The following is a 21831-nucleotide window of genomic DNA, read 5'->3' as shown; positions in this document are numbered from 1 at the left end:
TATGGTGGTGGATTTAAGGGAACTGCTCAAAAAGATATTCGCGCTAAAGGGCGTTGAGATTTTGGATAGGGAGCCCTACGATTACATCTGGGCCAGGGATGTGGAGGGCCTCGAACTCATATATCTGGAAGATTCTGTGCAGGTGAATGGAGAGTATGTTGTATCCTTCTCAAGAAAAACTGAACAGATCCACGCATCCAAGACCATAATATGTCTGAAGGGTTGCACATCAAATGCCCGGGATATGGCGGAGAAATTGAAGATAGATCTCCTAGATCGGCGGGAATTTGCCCATGTGCTTGGAGAGTTTCTTATTGAGATTTATGAGCAGGGTAAGCTCAATGATCTTGAAATCCTGAAGGAGGAAGATATTGAGGTGGAGGAATTTGAAACTGAGCAGGATGAAGATACCATTCCTATTTTCCTTGAGGAGGTTGATGAGGAGGGTGAGGAGAGGATAATCAAGCCCATAGTTATGCCTGAAAAGGCTGAGGAGATTGCGAGAAATTACATTCATGGTTTCCATCAGGAACTTGTTCTTCTTCCCTATTTTCTCTTTGAATACTCCCTGGAACTGCTGATTGAGGGTACCATGCAGACCAAGGCCGTAAAGGGAGTACTTGCCATAAATGCAATAAATGGAAAACACGATCTTTGGAAAAGAGGATATGAAACAACCACAAGAATTAATTTAGAGCATCGTAAAATGGAGCCCAAGGTTGGATTTGAAGAGGTAAAGAGCCAGGTTGAGAGTATACTTGAAGAGCAGTATAGTCGGGAAGAGGAGGTTAAAATAGAGGGTGAAAATGTTACAATTATTGAGAAGAAAAAAACAAGGCCTAAGAAGGGAAGCATAAAGGCCCATTTTATGGGTCTTTATTATTTGCCTCTCTGGGTTATAGAGGGTAAGAGGGGTATTATAACAATAAACGCCGCAACGGGAGAAATAATAAAAGAAAAAATATATTAAAATCTTATTATTATGATAAAAATTGCCAGTATCACTATGGCTATTATAAATAGAACAAGCCATGATGGAAACTGTGAGCCGGGTACCGGGATGTTTATTGTGCCCGTTTGATTTGCATAGAATACGTTTATTTTTTCGCTGTACTGCAAATTGCTGTAATATCCCCGTATGAACGAATAGAATGCATTCAAATGCTGACTGTTTCCGTCATCAACCCATTCTGTGATTCTATCTGCACCGCGTTTGAGAAATCCAATGTAGTAGATGTTTTTGTGTCCAACTTCTTCAGTTGTATCTATGTTCACCCTAATGAGCCCATTCTTGGTTGGTACAACAGTACCTATCCATGCATGTGGTCCCCATGTACCCTGAACGTACACAAGCCCGTATTCCACCCATGCGGGTATACCAATGCTTCTTGCCATGGACACAAATACAAATGAGAGTTCATCACAATCTCCGTACCTGTTGTTCCAGGTTTGAATTGCCGTATTTGGTGCTCCACTACGCTCTGAGTTGTACCTGAAATTTTCCACAATTATGTTGTAAATTGTTCTCAATTTTTCAAGTACTGTGGTATCATTCTTGGTGTATTTTTCTGTTACCTCCTTGAATGCTGAGGGTGTGATTACTGTCTTTGTTACGTATTGATGCATTTGTCTATCGTATACCTTTATAGATTCGTTGTGATTGTACTGCTCTTTCAGAGATTTGGGTATGGCATTTACACCCAAACTATCTTTTATGTTCCACACCTTTGCAACCACCGTGCCCTGATAAAGAAGGGTTATTTTGGAGGAACCACTCAAATTGTACTGCCACAGAGTTTTGTTGTACTCCTTTATCACCGATTTTTTCAGTCCGGAGAGATCCTTCACCTGTACGTTCTGGAACTGATTGTTGTAGGGTACTGTGATGTTCAAAGTGTATTTACCTGAGGCTTCTATGTTTATCACCCTCTCAAATTTAAAGGTCATCTTTGCTGGAATTTCCATACTCTCCAGGGATGGTGGATGCTCCACCAGGTTCTTGATAGTTGGTAAGAACATGTACAGGATCAGAAGAAAAATCACAACTGCAACCACTTTGGCGATTACTCGCCCCTTACTTTTTTTCTTTCTCTTAACCATTTTGATTTTACCTCCCGTGGTATTACATTAACAAGTACACCTTTATAAACTTTAAAGTAAAGGTAGGGAATTCCTATAGAGAATCCGAAAATGTAGTAAACTGGGTTCATTTCCCAGACCAGTGGGAGAAGGGTTAGGTTGAAAATGATCATGATTCCCATGCTCTTTAAGAGAAATCTCTCACCCTCTCTATTGAATATCCCGTAGCCCATCATTGCTCCTGTGGATGCATGGATTGCTGCGATGCCAGTTGAAAATAGGAAGAATGATATTATTCCGATGATGTATTGTGCATCATTTAAATTTGCATATCTCAGGTACTGATATATTACTGCCACAGCCCAAAGGGCACTTATACCCAGTCCGAGGGCGAAGCCCTGATACGGGAGTTGGTAGTTTTCCCTCTTTTTTGGGATATTCAGGTATATGTATTTCAGGCTCTCGGTGAATATGGCAAAGAATACAAGGAACATTAGTGACAGATCAAGGTAGGCTCCCACAGAATATTTCAGTATGAGAAAAAATACTGCTATGAACACGCCCATTATCCATCCGAGGAAATAGTTCCAGAACATTTGCTTCTCATTGAAAAGCCCCTCAAGTTTTCCCCATGCAAAGTATAGAATTCCAAAGGATGGAACGAATCCAACGATCGTGGCTACTAGAAATGGTACGTCCGGCATATTGGCGTATATTTCAAGATTTACTTAATCTTTTGGAATTGCTCTGGCATCCACCACAACGTGCCATATGTGTGGTGCGTAGGATTTTATTCTTTTCTTTCTGAGTATCTCCACCCTAAAACCATTTTTTTTACCGTAATATTTCAAATTTTGTCCGGGCTTCCACTCGAGTTCCTCTGAGGTGAAGGTATCGTGATAGTGAATAACACCGCCACTCTTTTTGAGAACATTGAACCCAAGATTCAGAAATTTATCCGTATGTATGTAACCAAGTATCACCCTATCCGCTATGTGCATAGGGGCAACTTTCCTGTTGTCTCCAAGTACAGGAATCACGTTTTGTATGGAGTTCAATTTCAGATTTTCAATAAGATACCATATTGCCACGGGGTTTTTTTCGCAGGCATATACTTTCTTTGCTTTACCATACTTTGCCAGTGGTAATGTGAAGTATCCAATTCCAGCAAATAAATCAACGATTATTTCTCCCTGCACGTTCATCCTTCCCATCCTGATTCTCTCGTCAACGTTTCCTGATGAAAACATTATTCTGGCAATGTCTAGTTTGTACCTTATACCATTTTCAATGTGCACGGTTTCGGTATCTTTTCCGTACAAGATTTCTACCTTGGGTTTTCTTAACTCCCCCTCTGTGCCAATATACGCGGCAACGGTTTTGGCTTTGAGAACCTTTGCAAATGCCTCGCCCACGATTTTGCCCTTTTTTTTGTACTGGGGAAATGGAGGGAGTAGAATTATATCGCCTATCTTCTCCCAGAAATCTGGGATCCTCTCATCTTCAATGATTTTTTTTATTTTTTGGTATGGGGAAATTTTTTTCTCTCTTGGGGGAAGGTGAAACTCCTCTGAGCCATCTATTTTTCTTTTAACGGGGAATATTATGAAGTCTCCATCCTCCACAATGGACCACCTATCATCTAAAAGGCCCCCTTTTACCAGTTTTTTTCGAGTTCTCTCCGCATCTTTTTTTCTTACCCTTATGGCATAAACCACGAATAAATATGGAATTGCACAATAAAATATTTTTGAATGGCCAATCACACACACTCCTTTAGCATGGACCGGAAGGTAGCTTTGGGCGTTAGTAACCCACAGGCTGAACACCTCGCCTCCGAAGAGGCTCGGTGTTTACACCCGGGCTCTATCAAACCCCTCTTTTAGGGGTGCCCTCAACGGCGCCTCGTTTCAGGGACCGCTTCGTGCTTAGATGCTTTCAGCACTTATCGGTACACGGCGTGGCTGCCCGGCAATGCCCTGCCAGACAACCGGTAGACTAGAGGCCGCGAAGCCCCGTTCCTCTCGTACTAGAGGCTCCTTCCCCTCAGGCGCCGAGCACTCCCACGGAAAAGCAACCCTACTGTCTCGCGACGTAGTGAACCCATCTCACGATCCCTTTTAATGGGCGTACAGCCCCACCCTTGGCAGCTGCTGCACCGCCAGGATAGGGAGAGACGACAACGAAGTAGCAAGCCTCCGGGTCGATGTGAACTCTTGCCGGAGACAACTCAGTTATCCCTAGGGTAACTTCTCTCTTATCACCCGCCCCCATCGGTGAGGACAGGGTGGTTCGCTAGGCCCTGGTTTCCCATCTCGGACCCTTGTTGTGCGGATCCGAGTCAAGCCGGCTTTTGCCCTTGCACTCTACGGGGGATTTCTGACCCCCCTGAGCCGACCTTTGGGGGCCCTTGTTTCCTTATCGAGGGCGTGGCGCCCCACCCAAACTGCCCACCTACCGGTGTCCCCGCAGCGCGGGTTAGCGGTATCGCTGGAGAAGGGCGGTGTTCCATCGGCGCCTCCACGACCCCCGGAGAGGTCGCTTCGACGGCTCCCGCCTACCCTCTGCATCCCCAACAATACCGCAACGGCAGGCTGCAGTAAAGCTCCACAGGGACTTCGCTTTCACGTGGGAGAGACTGGATTGTGCACCAGTGCATCGGTTTCAGGGGACTCGACCCGGGGACAGTGGGACCCTCGTTGGGCCTTCATGCAAGCCGCCAATTAAGCGGCGAGGTATTACGCTACCTTAAGAGGGTCATAGTTACCCCCGCCGTTTACCGGCCCTTCGCCCCGTTGTACCGGGGTTTCAGGTACCGGCACTGGGCAGGCTTCAGCCGGTGTACGCACCCTTTCGGGCTTGCACCGACCTATGTTTTTGTTAAACAGTCGGAGTCCCCTAGTCACTGCGACCTACCTCTTCGCGAGGTAGGCACCCCTTCTACCGAAGGTACAGGGCTAATTTGCCGAATTCCCTCGGGTCGATTAGCCCCACACGCCTTAGGCTTCTCACCCAGGGGCACCTGTGTCAGTTCTTGGTACGGTCGTGGGTTTGACCCCAACGGACTTTTCACGGGCTCCGGGCATCAGCCAAACCTCCCCTAGGAAGGCCCATCACGTCTTCGCTCCCTTCTCCGCATTACGCGACTCCGGGAGCTTCAACGCTTAGATACCGCGGCGACGGTACTTGGCCTAGCCCGAAGCGTCATCCGCTGGGCAGAACACCCACGGGGCCGGAATATTAACCGGCTTCCCATTCGGTACACTCCTGTTGGGGTGCACCTTAGGACCGCCTAACCCTCGGCTGACGAACGTTGCCGAGGAACCCTTAGCCCCTTCGGCGAAGCCGATTCTCACGGCTCTTTGCTCCTACTCCCGCCAGGATTCGCAATGCCGCGCGATCCACGTCTGCTCACGCAGGCGCTTCTCATCCCGCGGCACGCCCCCCTACCGCATCGCCTCTCGGCGGCAGTGGGTATCGGTGGCCGGCTTAGTCCCGTCCATTTTCGGGGCCCATGACCTCGGCGGGTGAGCTGTTACGCACTCTTTAAAGGGTGGCTGCTTCTAAGCCAACCTCCCCGCTGTCTTAGGCCATGGACGCCCTTTGCATGACACTTAGCCGGCACTTTGGGACCTTAACCCACCTCTGGGTTGTTTCCCTCTCGGGCGTCAAGCTTATCCCGACGACCCTAACTCCCTCCTTCTACGGCGCCGGCAGGTTCGGAGTTTGAAAGGGAGCTGGGGGCTCTCGCCCCCTGGGCACCCAATCAGTAACTCTACCCCACCGGCTACCTCCGGAGAGGTCTACCTGCGGGCAGTCTCGGGGGGAACCCGCTAATGCCGGCCTAGATTGGCCTTTCACCCCTAGACCCAGGTCAACCGAGCGATTTGCACGTCAGCACCGGTTCGGTCCTCCACCTCCCTTTCGAGAGGCTTCAACCTACCCAGGCCTAGATCGACCGGCTTCGGGTCTCCCTCCGCCGACTCCGGGCGAGCACACCCCGCCCCTGACCCCATTGCGGGGCTGCGGGCATGTTGCTTTCGCTACGGTTACGCGCCTCCGCGCTTAGCCTCGCCGACGGACGGAACTCCCTGGCCCGTTCTTCAACACGGACGATGGGACGACGGTCCATCCCAGCTACGGGACTTCTTCCCTTTCTCGCCCCATCAGGTTGTCACCACCTGGTTTCAGGCTCTTTTCACCCCGCTTCCGCGGTACTTTTCAACTTTCCCTCACGGTACTAGTTCGCTATCGGACTCGGGGTGTATTTAGGGTTGGATGCCTGATGTCACCCAGATTCCCGCGCCATATCCAAGGCACGGTACTCGGGATACCCGACCTCGTGGCCACCAGACTTACCCCTACGGGGCTTTCACCCTCTACGGCGCCTCTTTCCAGAGGACTTCGGGTTCGCCTGGGAGGCGTTGGGTCGGGTCCCACAACTCCACATCTCCCCATCCTTTTGGATGAGGATTCGGTTTGCCCTGTTCCGTTTTCCCTCGCCGGTACTCACGGAATCCCTATTGGTTTCTCCTCCTCCGGGTACTAAGATGTTTCAATTCCCCGGGTTCCCCCTCCCATAAGGGAGTGGCCGCCGTAACGGCCAGGAGGTCCCATTCGGAAATCCACGGATCTCAGGCTCCATACGCCTCCCCGTGGCGTATCGCCGCTGGGCACGTCCTTCTTCGGCACCCGAGCCAAGCCATCCCCCAGGTGGCTTATGGTGCTACCTTCCAGTCCATTATGCCGGAGTGCGTGTGATTGGCCTCACTGACCTTGATGGTCTAAGCCCTTCCCCGATAACCCCTGTTACCGGGTGCATCTTAAAAGCGCAATTTGTGGTATAGTGAACTTGTATTTAAGGGTAACGGATTACTTATTTTTTTGCTTATATCAACTTTTTTGTAATATATCATATTGAGTCCTGGCACACAAGTAAGGTATATATAGTTTGGTATCTATAACTTACCAATATGCTCTGGATGCTTAAGGAGGTGCATAGATGAAAAGAACGATTGTAAGCGTTTTGGTAATTATAATAATGGTGTTAGGGGGATTTGGATATCTTGTGAATATATCTTCAGGTTGGAACTCATCTCAAGAGCACCAAGGTTTGTCCACAAAGGATACTAATGTGGTTAAAGTTATAAGCGATAGGTACGAAACCAGAGCGATATCTTCAACGGTTTCAAATACTGTGTACATATCTGGAACATATATTATAAATCAAACAACGGTGGATCCTTTAACCGGGCAGAAGGGTAAGTATGGATTTGATGCAAATGTGGTTGTTACTTCAACAGGAAAGCTTATTGTGGAAAATGCTACTCTTTATTTTCTCTCCGATGTGAATCACAGATATTCTTTAACTGTGAATGGGGGACTTTATTTTTACAATGTTACATTCACGATAGCTCATGGACTGGTGGAACCATATTTCCCATTCAAATTCACTATAAGTGGTCCAAGTTACTCCAAAGTTGAAATAATAAACAGTAGGTTACTCTTTCCAGGGTGGTTCAACGTGACCAATAAAAATGGTAACGTGGTGATCTATAACACCACATTTGCCAAGATGTCCTCAAGCCCAACAGATTATCCTGCGCCCCCTTCCTATGGCCCTACTCCTTATTTTTACAATTCAAAGGTTTACATCGGAAATACGCAGTTCAGGAATTTATTTAAAAATCAGACTGGAGGAAGTGGAAACATTGGATGGATCAACGACACTACTGGTTATACCATTTCTTCATCTTCTGGGGCGGTGATTGATAATTTTCAAGAGAGTAAGCTGTATTCTTGGTATTGGAGTTATGTTGTTTTGAAGAACGTTGCTGTTAGGGTGGATTATTCAAATGCAACTGGGTATGATTCATCATCAAACTTTATAATTGAATACGAGAACAAACAACTTTTGAACATGACAATTCAAGCTTTGAGCAATGGTGCGTCTGGAATATTGAATGCCAATATTCTATTGATGGAGTATGGGTGGACTCCGAACCAGTTTTACGAGAAATTAAGCAGTGGGGATATAAGAGTTTATGTTACAAATTCAAAGAATAAGACAGTGACAATTTCTAAAGTTTCGTTTGGAATTGAAATTGAGAAGAATCTTTTGAAATACGGTATAAAAAAGTTCTCATTTAATGTAATTGGTTCCACGCTTTATCTGAGAGATGTGTATGTGGATGTTGATTATTCTCCAAGGGCTGATTTGGGTGTTTCCCATAACATGTTCTATTTTACTGGAGCCTCTAGAATGTATGCTTTGAATCTCACCATAAACGATACTGGAAAATCTCCACGGTATGATACAGCGTTTTTAATGAACGATTCAAACTCGGAAGCTTACATATTAAGATACAGTCTTACGAAGGTTTATTTTAGGAATATTTCCCTAGATGGTCTTAATGTTTCTGCCACACCATATCCTGTTGATTTCAGTGATAATTCTCAGTTGATTTCTGAGATGATGGGTGTTATGAGAACATATGTTGAAAATACTGCGTTGATTCCATTGATGAAACTTGGTGATGTTCGTATATCTGGTAATGTGATATATGATAAAACTGTGAATGGCAGAGTATACTTGCCGCTTCTTTCTGATATAATAAATCAAACTGAAGAGCCAAATAGCAAGTTTGTTGGTGTTTATCAACTGTCCATAAAAAATTCTACTAAGGAGTTTTATCATGCTCAGATAGGGCTTGGGTATTATCCATGGCTACTTGTTTCAAATAATACTTGCATTGAGAATATCACTTTGGATAAGTATAAAGATGTAGACATAGGAGTAAAGAGTGTGGATGTAGTGAGTGCCAGTCCCTATGTACCAGGAAGGAGTGAGAGTATAAGGGTGAGTGTAGAGAATTATGGTAAGGACGAGGCAGATGGGGTAGAGGTATATGTGTACATCAATGGGAATTTGTACAAGGTATACGATGTAGGGACGATAGGGGGACAGGAGAGCAAGGAGTACGAGTGGGAGATAAATGGGAGCGAATTTCCGACGAATGGTAGTTACAACATAAGTGTTGATGTAGTGCAGGAATGGGATTACAATTTGAGCAATAACAGGGGAAGTGTAGTGATAAATGTGGGGAGCATATGGGTGAGTGCTTGGCAGATAGGGGAAGCCATAAGGTACCATGATGTGTGGATAAACTACACAATAAGTTCGGTATATTACTGGAGCGGAGTAAAGATCTATGTGTACTTAGACAATGAGAGCAATTTACTGAATGAGAGCGAGGTTAACATAAGGTCCGGGAATACGTTTATGAGTTTTGAATGGTACATAAGTGGGGCAGTGGCACCAGGGACACATTACATAAGGGTTTACATGGATAACGGGGTAGAGATAGGGGTATACAGGATAGAGATAAAGAGGGATGTAGACATAGGAGTAAAGAGTGTGGATGTAGTGAGTGCCAGTCCCTATGTACCAGGAAGGAGTGAGAGTATAAGGGTGAGTGTAGAGAATTATGGTAAGGACGAGGCAGATGGGGTAGAGGTATATGTGTACATCAATGGGAATTTGTACAAGGTATACGATGTGGGGACGATAGGGGGACAGGAGAGCAAGGAGTACGAGTGGGAGATAAATGGGAGCGAATTTCCGACGAATGGTGGTTACAACATAAGCATTGATGTAGTGCAGGAATGGGATTACAATTTGAGCAATAACAGGGGAAGTGTATTGATAAATGTGGGGAGCATATGGGTGAGTGCTTGGAGTGTTGGTACTCCAGTGAGGTATAGTAGCATATGGGTAAACGTCACCTTGAATTCTGAGTATTCTTGGAATAACGTGGGCATATATCTGTATCTGGACAATAGAACTGTGGTTGTAAATAGCACAGTAACAAATATAAATAAAGGACTTACAGAAATTTCCTTTGGATGGTACATATCTGATAATGTTTCAGCAGGCCCACACACCCTTTTGCTCTATCTCAGCAACGGAGTGTTTCTCGGCAGCTTTTCCATAAATGTCAAGAGAGATATTGATCTTGCAGTTTCCTCTCTGAGCATTACTCCCAATCAGGTTTACATAGGGGAAACTTTAAGCATTCAGGCTAGCATTGTTAATTTAGGAAAGGAAGCCCCATCATCGGCAATGGTTTACATAAATATTTACGACCCTCTAGGGACTCTGGTTCAAAATAAGACTTTTGCCTATCCATCAACGTATGCGTTGTCGTTTGTTCCCAACATGGTTGGGGATTACAGGGTTGAAGTGAAGGTAGTTGCTCCTGGAGATTATGTGTCCTCAAACAATGTAATGAGCAAGGTATTCACAGTGTATGCTGAACCTTTCACTTTATCTATAAGTGCCGGCAATGAATATGTGAATGGTACAAATATAGTGGTGAATGTTACTGTGACAAGCAATGTTGATGCAAATGCATCACTTGTACTCTACATTCCAGATTGGAACATGGCTCTTAATCCCATAACTCCGAAGAATCCAGTAAATCTTAAGGCAAATACTCCTGTTACGGTAGCATTTCTAATCCAAAAAACCTTCTACCAGAGATATCTTAAAGGGAAGGCATCAATCAATGTGGTCTATCAGATAAATATCACTTCTGATATCACCGGAAATGCCAAGTATGTGCATCCCGGCAAGGAATTTGTGATAAAGGAAAAAACCAATTTTGTGCTATCATCACTCCTCATAACCCAAGGTGAAAGGCAGGTTTCCACAGTGGCGGAGGGTGTGAAAATAGGCATTCATTTCATTGTTAGGAATTATGGAGGCCTACCTGGAGCACTCGACTATGTTATTTTGGACAACGGTAAGCCATTGATATGGGGCAAGGCAGGAATCCTTGCTCCTGGAAATTACAAGGTTATATTTTACAATTACACAGTAACCTCTCTTGGGACCCATAATATTGAGGTGAAGGTAAATCCAAATGGTACAGTTCAAGAGAGCATCTATGGGGACGATGTGGCAGTCAAGAAGCTCAATGTCATTATGCCAAGTTTGAAGATCATAGTTACAAGTTATTCTCTTGAGCACAATACAAAGGTTTATGTCGGAGACACCCTGGTTGTTGTGGTGAAGATAATAAATATGAATGCCACTGAATCTCAGGGCAAAACAATATATATGAAGGGGGTGAAGGTTCAGCTAATTCTGACTGGTGGATTGGGTACATACACCCAGACAACCAATGCCTATGGTTTGGCAATATTCCACATTAAGGCAACCGCTCCCGGAACTTACAATCCTCAGCTGCAGCTGACCTACCAGGGCTATGTGGAGAAGTACACACCTTCTGGAATGGCCATAAACGTGGAAAAGAAACCATTCACTTTACCTTGGCTTTGGATCATAATAATAGTGATTGTGGCAGCAATAGCGGGTTTCTTCCTCTACGGTTACATCTCATTCAAGAGGGAAGCTCCAGAATACATGGTCTGTGGCAATTGCGGGCATCTCATACCTGCGGATTCTGAAAAGTGCCCATACTGTGGTGTGGTGTTTGAGAAGGAGAAAGTCAAGTGTCCAGAGTGTGGCTCTTGGATTGATGAAGATGCCAAGTTCTGTCCAGTTTGCGGTACAATATTCATGCCACCCGAGGATCCAGAGTTCAAGAAGTATGAAAAATTGAAAGAGAACTATGAGAAGTACATTGACAAGTACAAGGAAGAGGCGAAGAAGTATATAGGTGAAAAGTTCACCACGGAGGAGTTCTTTAAGTGGTGGAAGACTCACCCCGAGTTCATATCCTTCCTTGAATGGGTGAAGAGGCAGGAGGAGAAAATTGAGGGAGCTACAGTGAGATGTCCGATATGCGGATCTTTGAATCCAAAGGGTGCAAAGATTTGCAGAGTTTGCGGCTCACCTCTTCCGGTATTTGAGGAAAAGGAGCATGAGGAGAAGAGGGAAGAAGGTAAGAAAGAAACGCCAGTGATACCCAAGGAAGAACTTGAAAGGCTTAAGAGACCAGGTGTGGTTACAGTTGAAGAGTGGGCCAAGAGAAAACAGGTGGAAAAGAGGGAGAAAGAAGAGGAAAAGAAGGCCGGAGATACGGAGACTGGTAAGAAGGAAGAGAAAGAATTAGAGAAAAAGGAGAAGAAGGAAGAAAAGCCAGTGGTGAGGAAGAAGATAATAAAGAAGGTAATCGCAGTGAAAAAGGAGAAAGAGTAAATCACTTCTGAGACAATACCTCTTCCACCCTTTTTAATACATCCTCTGGATTTTTGTAATAGGCGGCTACTATTCTGGCCACATCTCTGTAGTATCTCACTCCAAGTTTCTCCATATACTCCAGTATCCTCTCCCTTCTCTTAACCTCCAGCTCCATTCTCCTCTGGGTCCATCCTTTGATTATGGCTATTTTTTCATATATGTAACTGTGTCCACTATAATTGAAAGTATCGTCTGCAGGGTTCCACGTGTATGCGTTGTTTGTGATTATTTCGTTTGTCTCCGGATCTATTCCTACAATCTCTGTTATGGATTTTACCCTCCTGGTCATTGTTGTGCCCACCTTGACCTGCGCTTGTAAAATCACAATGTCCAGTGCAGCTATAAGTGCTCTTGGTAGATTAATGGGGGCATTCTCAAATCTGTGAACCATGGACTTTATATCATCTGCATGGAACGTGGTGTAGCATGTCTTTCCAGTGGCCATGGCCTGGAACACTGTGTAGGCCTCAGGTCCTCTCACCTCTCCAACCATTATGTAATGGGGTCTCTGCCTCAGGGCGGCTTTCAGAAGATCAAACATGTCTATCTCTCCTGGTTTCTTACCCGTTACTGGATTCGGTTCCCCAAGTCCCTCTCTGGTGAGCGAAGGAATCCAGTTCTCATGGGGAAGGTTGAGTTCCCTTGTATCCTCGATGGTAGCTATTTTCATATTTGGAGGTATGAACAGGAGTATTGCATTAAGTGTAGTTGTTTTTCCACTTGCTGTGCCCCCGCATACGATTATGCTCATTCCATTTTCAACAGCGAGCCACAGGTAAGCCATCATCTCCCTGCTCATTGTTTTGAATCTTATGAGATCCACAGGGGTAAACGGATTGGGTTTGAATCTTCTTATGGTAAAGGAGGACCCTCTCTTTGTAACATGTTTTCCCAGAGTGGCCTGCAATCTTGAACCGTCTGGGAGGGAGGCATCAACCATTGGCATGGATATTGATATGTGCCTGCCGGATTTCTGCACGATCCAAATCACGTAGTTATCCAGCTCATTCTCCTTCTGGAATTTAAGGTTTGACCTTATTGATCCGTACATTCTGTGGTATATGTAAATAGGAATATTTACACCATCGCAGGATATGTCCTCAACTTCTCCGTCGTGCATGGGTACCTGCACAGGTCCATACCCAATAAAATCCCTGTAAATGTAGTATTTGTACCTCTCCCACAAAATAGGGTCTACCGAAATCTGAAGTTTTTTGGCCACATTTTCTGCCATTTCAAAAAGATACTCTTTTTTCTCATCCTCTGTTTCAAAATTTTTCAGTTCCAGTATTTCTATCATCTCATCCTTTATCTTTTTTAAATTTTCCCAATCTTCGTCAGTCATTGGCGGCTCTATAACCTCGTAAATGTACTCGCTTGTGAGACTATCGTACAGAATCCTAACGTAGGAGTAGGGCTCTTCTATTGGATTTACTTCAATTTCTTTGATGTTTGAGGAACTTATTGGGGGTATTGGGGTTACTTCACTGCCCAGATACTGCCTCTTTGCGGGCTCTTTAACCTTCAGATTATCCGGCTTGAACACGGGTTTCATCAGGTTCACAATCTTCAATTTTGCAGGTATATCCTTCTTGGACATTGCCAACTTCATCGCCTCCTCAAGCCGCCCCCAGAAGTCTGAGGATGAAATATCCGGATACCAAGAGCACAAAGGCCCATATGAACCCGCTCTTTATGCGCCCGTCTGAAAGTATGCCAATCATTATACCGTCACCTATTCCGTGGATTATTGTTGCGATCACAAATAGAAAACTTATTATGGGTACGTATTCATATGCTATACCACCACCCGGCAGCGCCCCAGCCAGCGATGCTTTTTTGAAACTCTCTTCTACGGCCATTCCTGCCTTACCCATTTCTGGTAGGAACGAGTTGTTGAGGATTATTATTGTGGCAAGGAACACGAAGAACGAGGTCAGAAGAACAAATCCATAGGTGAACATCTCAATGTTCCTCTCTTTTTGTGATAGCTGACTATCTCTGGCGGATCTTGCAACCATGTTGAGCACATCCGATACATTGCCTCCCGCCTCGTTTGATTTTATAACTATTGCGATTATTCTATCTATTAGAGGCGTCTTCACGCGCTCATTGAATGAAAGCAAAGCATCTCTCACAGGCACTCCCCAGTTTATCTTTGCTGCCAGCCTCTTTATCTCATCTGTCAAAGCACCGTACCTTCCTGAAGATGCCACAACTATAGCCTCTGCAAGGGTCATACCGAATCTTGAGGATTCGGCCACATCCCTTAGAAAGTCAGGAAAACGCTCTTCCATTTTTTTAATTCTGCGTGTTGAGAGCATGTCGTATATACCGGGTCCAAATAAAAAGGCAGATGTCCCAGTGACAATGAAATCAAGATACTTGAGCCCGAGGATGTGCATATCTCTCTTGTACAGAAGTATCCCCAAACTGATGAAAGCCGCGGCTATAAGGGCAGATGTGTAGAACACAATTTTTTCCTTATTCACTCTGCCACCTCCTTACTTGTGCTGTAGATGAAATAACTAAACACGAAAATTAGAATGGGAATCATAACAATCACAATGATCTCCAGAAGCATAACGGTGCTCGCTGCACTGTTCTTATTTATAAGAGCCATTATGGCTATTATCACCACGAGAAACAGGGGAAAGGCCACTCCCACGGTGACGTATATTTCTGCAAAAAGGCCGAGACTCTCCATGTTCTTTTTGAGCATCAATTTCTTCTCCTTCTCGTACTCCTCCGATTTTGAGAGGAAGAAGGGTTTAAGGCGTCCTCCAGAGGTGGCAGTTGTTATAACCCCCTGGAGAAACTCCTGCCATTTTACCGAGGGGCTCCTTCTTGAGGCCTCCTCTATCGCAGAGAGTATATCCTTGCCGAGAAGTTCAGTATCTCTGGTTATCCATTCGGCCTCCTTTGCTATTTCTCCATACTCATTTCTTAGTGATAGTTCCTTGAATATCGTTGCTACGGTCACATCGGCAGAGGATAATGCAGCGATGAAATTTACCGCTGCGGGGAGATGGGTATCTATATCCTTTCCTCTCTTCTTGGACTTGGATGATGGTGAAGATATTAGAGAAAAATACGTCATTATGGGTATGAAAACTGCCATAAATATTCCAATCATAAGAAACAGAATGGTTATTAGTGGATTTTTAATGGCGAGACCCATAAGAGCCAAAAAGGCAGCCATAACTATGCTGATAATACCAACCAAAAGGGTTGTGAAGTACGTGTAGGCAAGATATTCCTGGGGCCTTAGAAGTATATGGGCCTTTAAAAGATCCATTTCGAGTTTTGAGTACTTTTTCTTCTTCACCGCTCTCTCGGCCATCCTGCCCATAATTTTCCACGCGATTTTATGATATGGATCCAGGGTTATGTATGCTGGCAGTGTGCCCTTTGGTAACTTGATCTTGTAGGGCATATCTCTGGGTTTGGGTGCGTACCTCTCGAAGAGTCTTGCCATCAACCTCATTTCTCCACCTCCCCAAGTTCGAGCCTTATTTTCTCAGCGGTTCCGATTGGGTCTTTGTAGTAATCTGAGATTGTGCTCCATATCTCTCGGAAATCAAGAATCCTTTTTTCAACCCAGTACCTAACAACATCGGTTCTACGCTCAAATTCCTCCATCATCTCATTGTGGGTCAGATTTTTCATGGTCATTATCTTATCAAAGAGGTAACTGTGTCCCTTGAACTTGTGGGTATCCTTCCCCTGATCCCACTCAAATACCACATTCGTTATCAGTTCATTCGTTTCAGGTTCAAAACCCACATTTTCCACCAGTTGGGTTATCCTCCTAACAGTCTCGTTTTTAACCCTGGCCATCTTCTGAATTATGACGTTGTTCAATGCGGTCATGAGAATTCTGGGGCAGTTTATTGGCGGATTTTCAAGGCGGTGGATCATTGATATTATGGAATCTGCATGCATGGTCGAGTATGTTGTATGCCCCGTTGCCATGGCCTGAAACATTGTGTAGGTCTCCTTGCCCCTAACCTCTCCCACAATTATGTAGTTGGGTCTCTGCCTCAACGCAGCACGAACAAGATCGTACATATCAATCTCGCCTGCCGATTTTCCTGTTAGGGTTGCCTCTCCAATTCCGCTTCTAGTTGTTCCGGGTATCCAGTTTTGATGTGGCAGGTTTATTTCTCTTGTGTCCTCAATGCTCACAATCTTTGCGGTGGGAGGGATGAACATTGAAAAGGCGTTGAGAGTGGATGTTTTGCCGCATGCAGGTCCTCCTATGACTATGGCGCTTTCCCCGTGCTCAACCATGAGCCAGAGGTATGCTACGATCTCAGGAGAGGCAGTCCCGAACAGTACCAGTTCAGTGGGCGTGAATGGGCGCTCCTTGAATCTTCTTATGGTGAAAGTACCTCCCCTTGTTGTAACCTCACGGCCGTATGTGGCCTGGACTCTGTGTCCCTCAGAGGTGGTTCCATCCAGTATTGGCTCGGCCACAGAAATCTGCTTTCCGCATTTCTGAGCTATGTAAACTATGAATGAATTGAGTTCATCATCGTCCTTGTATGAAATGGTTGTCTTTATGGATTGATACTTTTTATGAAAAACGTAAATCGGCACACCCACTCCATCGCAGGATATGTCTTCAACGAACTCATCCCTCAGCAAGCCATCAATTTTCTGATAACCCACATGGTCCCTCACAACGTAGTACATTATTCTCTGCTTTGATAATTTATCTATTTTGATCTCCCTGCTGTTTAGGAAACTGTCAACACTCTCCATAAGGTACTGCTCTCTGTCCTTGATATTCATCATCTCCCAGTTATACCTTAGCGTGCGGTTTAAAGTATCGTTGAGCTCTTCAAGCAAGTCTTGCTCTTCCTCGCTCAGGGGAGGCTCTATGAGCTGGTAAATGTACTCGTACTCTTCCCTATCGTAAATTATTCTCACGTAAACATATGGAGGGTAAACAGGGTACACCTCAACAGTTTCATAGTTGTCCCTCTCCAGCGGAGGAATAGGGGTGATGTCACTGCTCTTGGCCACCTCAAACTTTGGGATTTTGATTTTAACCTGGGGCTTTAATATGCCTTGGAATATGGACATGTTCAGCCTTTTGAACCCCTTTGGCATCATCAGGATCCCACCTCTATCTGCAGATACACCATCTTAACTTTAAGGTTCCAAACATGGAATATGTGGATGGTGTTTCCTCCCGGTGTGTACGTGTAATAGGGGTATGTGGCTGAAGGGGGTGCATTTTCAGCAATTCCGCTGCTGTTGAGTGCCTGCATTATGAAATTTATCCAGTATTTTGTAAAGTTTAAGGGCATCAGGCCATAGTAATAGGTATCGTTTATTGTTATATTTAATTCCTTCCCGCCAAGGAAATAGGTTTGGGTGTTTATACCCTCCAGGGATATACCCAGACTCCTTGTTTCAACACCTGTCACGGTTACTGGAAGTCCATATATGCTCTGCAGGGTCATTGTGATATTCACATACCTGCTTGAATTCACAAATTTCATATCAGGCTTTATGGGCATTATGGCATTCTTTGCGTAGAAATTGTACCTCAGGATTGCCCCGTTCTCATAGGAGAAAGTTTCTGGAACATAGTATCTGTTTGGAGCGGTGAACTGAATGCTTCCCTGGGATTTCAGGTATATGAAATTTGAATATTTATCGTAAAAACTCACGTTCATACTAAATGTTGTATTCAATCCAGCCGGATAAACAGATAGTTGTCCGTAGGTTGGTGAGGCCACCACAGGCACCCCGGGAGCACCTAGTTTTATGGGCACGTATGCTGTGTAGTTTGTATTCTTTGTTAGTGTGAGGAGATCAACCATGCTGCGAAGTTGTGAGAATTGTGATAATACCTGCATATCGTGCTCTGCCTCACTTTCCTTTATCTGTACGGGCACAACCTGCACCATGAACATGGAGAGTAGAGATGTGAATATCATCAATGCGAATATCGTACCTACTGTCGAGGCAATTCCTCCCTCTTTCCTGTAAATCCTCCTCATAATTCGAGCACCATGAACCATAGGGGAGAAATGTTATTTAAACTTATCCTTCCAGGTTTTGGCTTTTGCTGCTATTATCTCCTGAACAAGTCTGGAAGCGAGTACTGCCGTGTTCCCGTTATCGTAAACCGGGCATACCTCCGTTATGTCCGCCCCTATGAGTTTTGGTCCCAAAAAATCTATTATGTTTTTCACGTCAAGAGGGGTCAGGCCAAAGAATTCGGGAGTGCCTGTACCAGGGGCATAGGCAGGATCAATGCCATCAATATCGATTGATAAATATATTTGCTCTACGTTCATAATTTTTAGTGCCTTTTCTATTGCCATTTTCCATCCGATTTTATGGAACTCGTAGGCATCGATCCAAGCGTACCCAAGTTTTTTTGCATCTACAACCTCCTCCCTTGAGGCGGAACGCACACCGATTGAAATCACCTTTTTATTGAGAATTTCATAGGCCCTTTTGGCAGTGCATGCATGGCTGTATCTGTTTCCAAGGTACTCGTCTCTAAAATCTCCATGGGCATCTATGAATATTATTCCTACGTCACCTATCTTTTTCAGTGCCTCTGCTGCTCCGATGGTTATTGAATGCTCACCCCCAAGCATTATGGGGAATTTCTCTGGAAGAATGTAATCCATAGTGGAATGCACGGTCTCTATAACCTCTTCGACGGAGCCAAACTCGTCTAAAGTGCCTATGTTTCCCATATCATGTACTGGCAGATCTGGAATTGATATGCCATGCTCAAGCATATAACTTTCAAGATTGTAGGATGCCTTTCTTATTTCGTCTGGAGCGAATTTTGAACCGTGCCTGAAGGAAGAGGTACCATCAAAGGGTACTCCAAATATTACGAAAAAAGAAGAATCAAAATCTCCATTTGCATCTGCAAAGTGCAGAAGCATGTTTATTCGCCTGTAACCTTCATTATCTTTCTCTTTCCGAGTGCTTCCCAATATTCAACGTTCTTTCCGGGAGCAATATTGCCCTTGAGTTCTTCGGGTATGGGCAGTTCAAAGGTCTCAAAAGTTTCTGAATCCATCAACTGTGCCTCGTCCCCCATTATGGCCAGAACTTGGGCGTTTCGCTTCTCTATTATTGGAACCTTCACCTTGTGCTTCACGGGGTACACTATGCTCCGCTTCTGCCCGTCAAACACTCCAATGGCGACGATTCTTGCCTTGGCTTCTCCGTGCTTCCCAGGTTTGCTCGTGGTCATCTCCACTATCTTGCAGGGCTCATCATCCACAACCATATAACCGCCAACCTTGAGTTCTCGAACTTCAACATCTCTCCATGACATTTTTAATCCCTCGGAGGGTAAATGGCATTGCATTTATATAGATTTTCTTTCAAAACATTTTTATTTCTTGGGAATATACCTTCCTGAATGGCAAAGGATGAAAATATTGTAAAGGATACGGTGAAGGATATTGTCATCTCCTTAGTTATTGTTGCCGTTATTTTTCTCTCTCTGTATGCCTATGCTCAGACATGGCCTCCGATAGTTGTGATTGAATCTGGAAGTATGCAGCATGGGTCTCTGTCCCACATAGGTACCATTGATACGGGAGACATAGTGATCGTGAAGAAGGTTTACTCTCCCGAAGATGTTGTGAGTTATGTTGAAGGTAGAATGCACGGATACAAGAGTTATGGGGATTATGGGGATGTGGTCATATATAAATGCAATGGAAGACTGATAATCCACCGGGCAATTGTGTACCTGCACTGGAACGGCAGGGAGTGGAAGATAAGGGGATTTGAGAATGGAAACTACCCCTCATGGCTTCACGTTACCAGGGATTACATAACCATTGATAATGTGGGATATGCCAGAAAGGAAGTGGTGATAAATATAGACCCGTACCATTTGAATCCCTCAAAGTTTGGAACCTCAGGTTTCATAACCATGGGAGATCACAATCTTGCCCAGTTTGGGGGAAGTGCTTATGACCAGAGTAATACTGGAGGGTTTATACCCATATGTCCCAAACTTGTGAATTTCAATATGATTGTTGGCGTTGCCCGGGGAGAGATCCCATGGTTTGGTGCGATAAAACTCTATTTTACGCATACAAATACGGGGGAAATTCCACATAATACCAATACAGATCTTGTTGTTTCCATAGTTCTGATAATTGCCTGTTCATTTGGGATAGATTATGTTGTTGCCCACAGAAAGGAGATGGTTGAGAGAATACGGGGACGAAGTTCAGAAAAATAGTTTTTTCTGAGAGGCTAACTTGGCTCCCTGAAGATCCACGAGAAGTTCATCCTCAAGTACGATCTTTTTCACCTCCACCACGGGCAGGGCTAGTTCAACAATCTTCGTCCTTCCGTACCTTCCGAAGGATTTTACCTGTGTGTTGAGCAGACCGAGCATGTCCATATCAGATATCAGGTCCGAGATTCTTCTCTGGGTAAGCGGAGATACACCAACCCTCTTGCTGAGAACCATATAAATTTTGTAGAGTTCTCCCGTGGTCAGAAACTTGTTACCTGCCTCCTCGTTGAGGGCCACACCCAAGAGAACTATTTTTGAGTGCAGGGGTAATGTTTTTATTGCCTCTGCAATGCAGTCCATTTCAATTTTGTTTTTTGCCATATACACGTGCCTCTCATTTACCTTATCTGCTCCCTCCCTCTCTGCGATCTCTATAGATATGCGCAGCAGGTCTATGGCCCTTCTGGCATCTCCATGTTCCTGGGCGGCTATGGCTGCACATATGCCAATAACATCCTCACCGACAGCACCCTCCTTCACAGCCAATTGAACCCTCTCAGCAAGGATATCTTGCAGTTGAAAGGCGTTGTAGGGGGAGAAAACCATCTTTTCTTGGCTCAATCTGCTTCTCACCCGGGGATCAAGAAGATCTGTGAACTTCAACTCGTTGGATATACCTATTATGCTCAGATTTGAATTTTTCATCTCTGAATCCAGAAGAAGCAGCTGGTAGAGTATGTCATCCCCGCTTTTAACAACAAGTTTATCTATTTCGTCAAGAACGAGGATCACTATTCCGTTCCATTCATCAATTCTTTCCTTTGCCGTTGAGAATACCTTGTCCATGGGCCATCCAGTAAACGGGATTTTCTCATCCCACTCCTCGATGAAATGGTTTCCAAGATTTTGGAGAATGGAGTATGGGGTATCCACGGTTTCGCAGTTCAGGTATATGAACTCAATTTTTCTTTTTGCATAGACCTTTTCTGCCCTCTTCAGTTCTCTTCCCACATATCTCACAACGGCTGTTTTTCCTGTGCCCGTTTTTCCGAATATGAGAATGTTTGAGGGCCTGTTTCCCTCAAGGGCGGCCACTAAAATCTCTGCGAGTTTATCTATTTCTTTCTCTCTGTGGGGAAGGTTGTCTGGAATGTAATCTGGGTATAGTGCTTCCCTGTTCCCCTTGAAAAGCGAGACCTTGCGCATATGCTTCTCAAATAAATTCACTTGTGCCATGTTTCCACCCGAAGCAAAGGTAGGTATATCTTTGGAGTTAAAAAAGATTTTCTTATCAAAT

At 44.8% G+C, this 21831-nt stretch carries 14 protein-coding genes and 1 rRNA gene; 3 read left to right on the top strand and 12 right to left on the bottom strand.

What is annotated here, in order from left to right:
- Position 1: 1 nt before the first annotated feature.
- Positions 2–970, top strand: a complete 969-nt coding sequence (locus ACIM339_RS00080) for a hypothetical protein (protein WP_015282570.1) — start codon at positions 2–4, stop codon at positions 968–970.
- Here the strand turns inward: ACIM339_RS00080 and ACIM339_RS00075 are convergent.
- The 4 genes from ACIM339_RS00075 to ACIM339_RS00060 all read right to left on the bottom strand — a co-directional run bounded on the left by ACIM339_RS00075 (position 967) and on the right by ACIM339_RS00060 (position 6815).
- On the bottom strand, positions 967–2100 hold the full coding sequence (locus tag ACIM339_RS00075) for a transglutaminase family protein (RefSeq protein WP_015282569.1): 1134 nt from the start codon (positions 2098–2100) through the stop codon (positions 967–969). The two genes, ACIM339_RS00080 and ACIM339_RS00075, sit on opposite strands and share 4 nt — an antisense overlap.
- Entirely contained in the window at positions 2064–2783 is a 720-nt protein-coding gene (locus ACIM339_RS00070) for a hypothetical protein (protein WP_015282568.1), read from the bottom strand. The genes ACIM339_RS00075 and ACIM339_RS00070 overlap by 37 nt, the downstream gene beginning before the upstream one ends.
- Positions 2784–2807: 24 nt before the next feature.
- Entirely contained in the window at positions 2808–3797 is a 990-nt protein-coding gene (locus ACIM339_RS00065) for a class I SAM-dependent methyltransferase family protein (RefSeq protein WP_337954327.1), read from the bottom strand.
- A gap of 69 nt (positions 3798–3866) precedes the next feature.
- Positions 3867–6815 (bottom strand): 23S ribosomal RNA (locus tag ACIM339_RS00060).
- Positions 6816–7081: 266 nt separating this feature from the next.
- On the opposite strand from ACIM339_RS00060, the gene ACIM339_RS07720 reads away from it, so the two are divergent.
- A complete protein-coding gene (locus ACIM339_RS07720) occupies positions 7082–12244 on the top strand; it encodes a CARDB domain-containing protein (RefSeq protein ID WP_015282566.1) in 5163 nt (1720 codons plus the stop codon).
- Position 12245: 1 nt separating this feature from the next.
- Here the strand turns inward: ACIM339_RS07720 and ACIM339_RS00045 are convergent, their stop codons facing one another.
- The 7 genes from ACIM339_RS00045 to ACIM339_RS00015 are packed head-to-tail and all read right to left on the bottom strand — an operon-like array spanning position 12246 to position 19610.
- Positions 12246–13898, bottom strand: a complete 1653-nt coding sequence (locus tag ACIM339_RS00045) for a type II/IV secretion system ATPase subunit (protein WP_015282565.1) — start codon at positions 13896–13898, stop codon at positions 12246–12248.
- A 7-nt stretch (positions 13899–13905) separates the two neighbouring features.
- Positions 13906–14778 (bottom strand): type II secretion system F family protein, encoded by an 873-nt coding sequence (locus ACIM339_RS00040; protein WP_015282564.1) that lies wholly within the window; start codon positions 14776–14778, stop codon positions 13906–13908.
- A complete protein-coding gene (locus ACIM339_RS00035; protein ID WP_015282563.1) occupies positions 14775–15773 on the bottom strand; it encodes a type II secretion system F family protein in 999 nt (332 codons plus the stop codon). The genes ACIM339_RS00040 and ACIM339_RS00035 overlap by 4 nt, the downstream gene beginning before the upstream one ends.
- Positions 15770–17407 (bottom strand): type II/IV secretion system ATPase subunit, encoded by a 1638-nt coding sequence (locus ACIM339_RS00030; RefSeq protein WP_015282562.1) that lies wholly within the window; start codon positions 17405–17407, stop codon positions 15770–15772. Before ACIM339_RS00030 ends, ACIM339_RS00035 begins: the two co-directional genes overlap by 4 nt.
- On the bottom strand, positions 17407–18303 hold the full coding sequence (locus ACIM339_RS00025; protein ID WP_162007658.1) for a hypothetical protein: 897 nt from the start codon (positions 18301–18303) through the stop codon (positions 17407–17409). Before ACIM339_RS00025 ends, ACIM339_RS00030 begins: the two co-directional genes overlap by 1 nt.
- Before the next feature lie 33 nt (positions 18304–18336).
- Entirely contained in the window at positions 18337–19212 is an 876-nt protein-coding gene (gene speB / locus ACIM339_RS00020) for an agmatinase (protein WP_015282560.1), read from the bottom strand.
- Between the two features lie 2 nt (positions 19213–19214).
- On the bottom strand, positions 19215–19610 hold the full coding sequence (locus tag ACIM339_RS00015) for a translation initiation factor IF-5A (RefSeq protein WP_015282559.1): 396 nt from the start codon (positions 19608–19610) through the stop codon (positions 19215–19217).
- 87 nt (positions 19611–19697) lie between these two features.
- On the opposite strand from ACIM339_RS00015, the gene ACIM339_RS00010 reads away from it, so the two are divergent.
- Positions 19698–20534, top strand: a complete 837-nt coding sequence (locus ACIM339_RS00010) for a S26 family signal peptidase (protein WP_015282558.1) — start codon at positions 19698–19700, stop codon at positions 20532–20534.
- On the opposite strand, the gene ACIM339_RS00005 is transcribed toward ACIM339_RS00010, so the two are convergent.
- The gene (locus ACIM339_RS00005) at positions 20523–21770 is read right to left on the bottom strand and encodes an ORC1-type DNA replication protein (protein ID WP_015282557.1); all 1248 of its coding nucleotides are present in this window, start codon (positions 21768–21770) and stop codon (positions 20523–20525) included. The genes ACIM339_RS00010 and ACIM339_RS00005 overlap by 12 nt on opposite strands.
- Between the last annotated feature and the right edge of the window lie 61 nt (positions 21771–21831).

This window comes from Aciduliprofundum sp. MAR08-339 (assembly GCF_000327505.1).
In the GTDB taxonomy this organism is placed as follows: domain Archaea; phylum Thermoplasmatota; class Thermoplasmata; order Thermoplasmatales; family Aciduliprofundaceae; genus Aciduliprofundum.
Note: the sequence above shows the minus strand (reverse complement) of the source record. Positions and strands in the feature narration are given on the sequence as shown.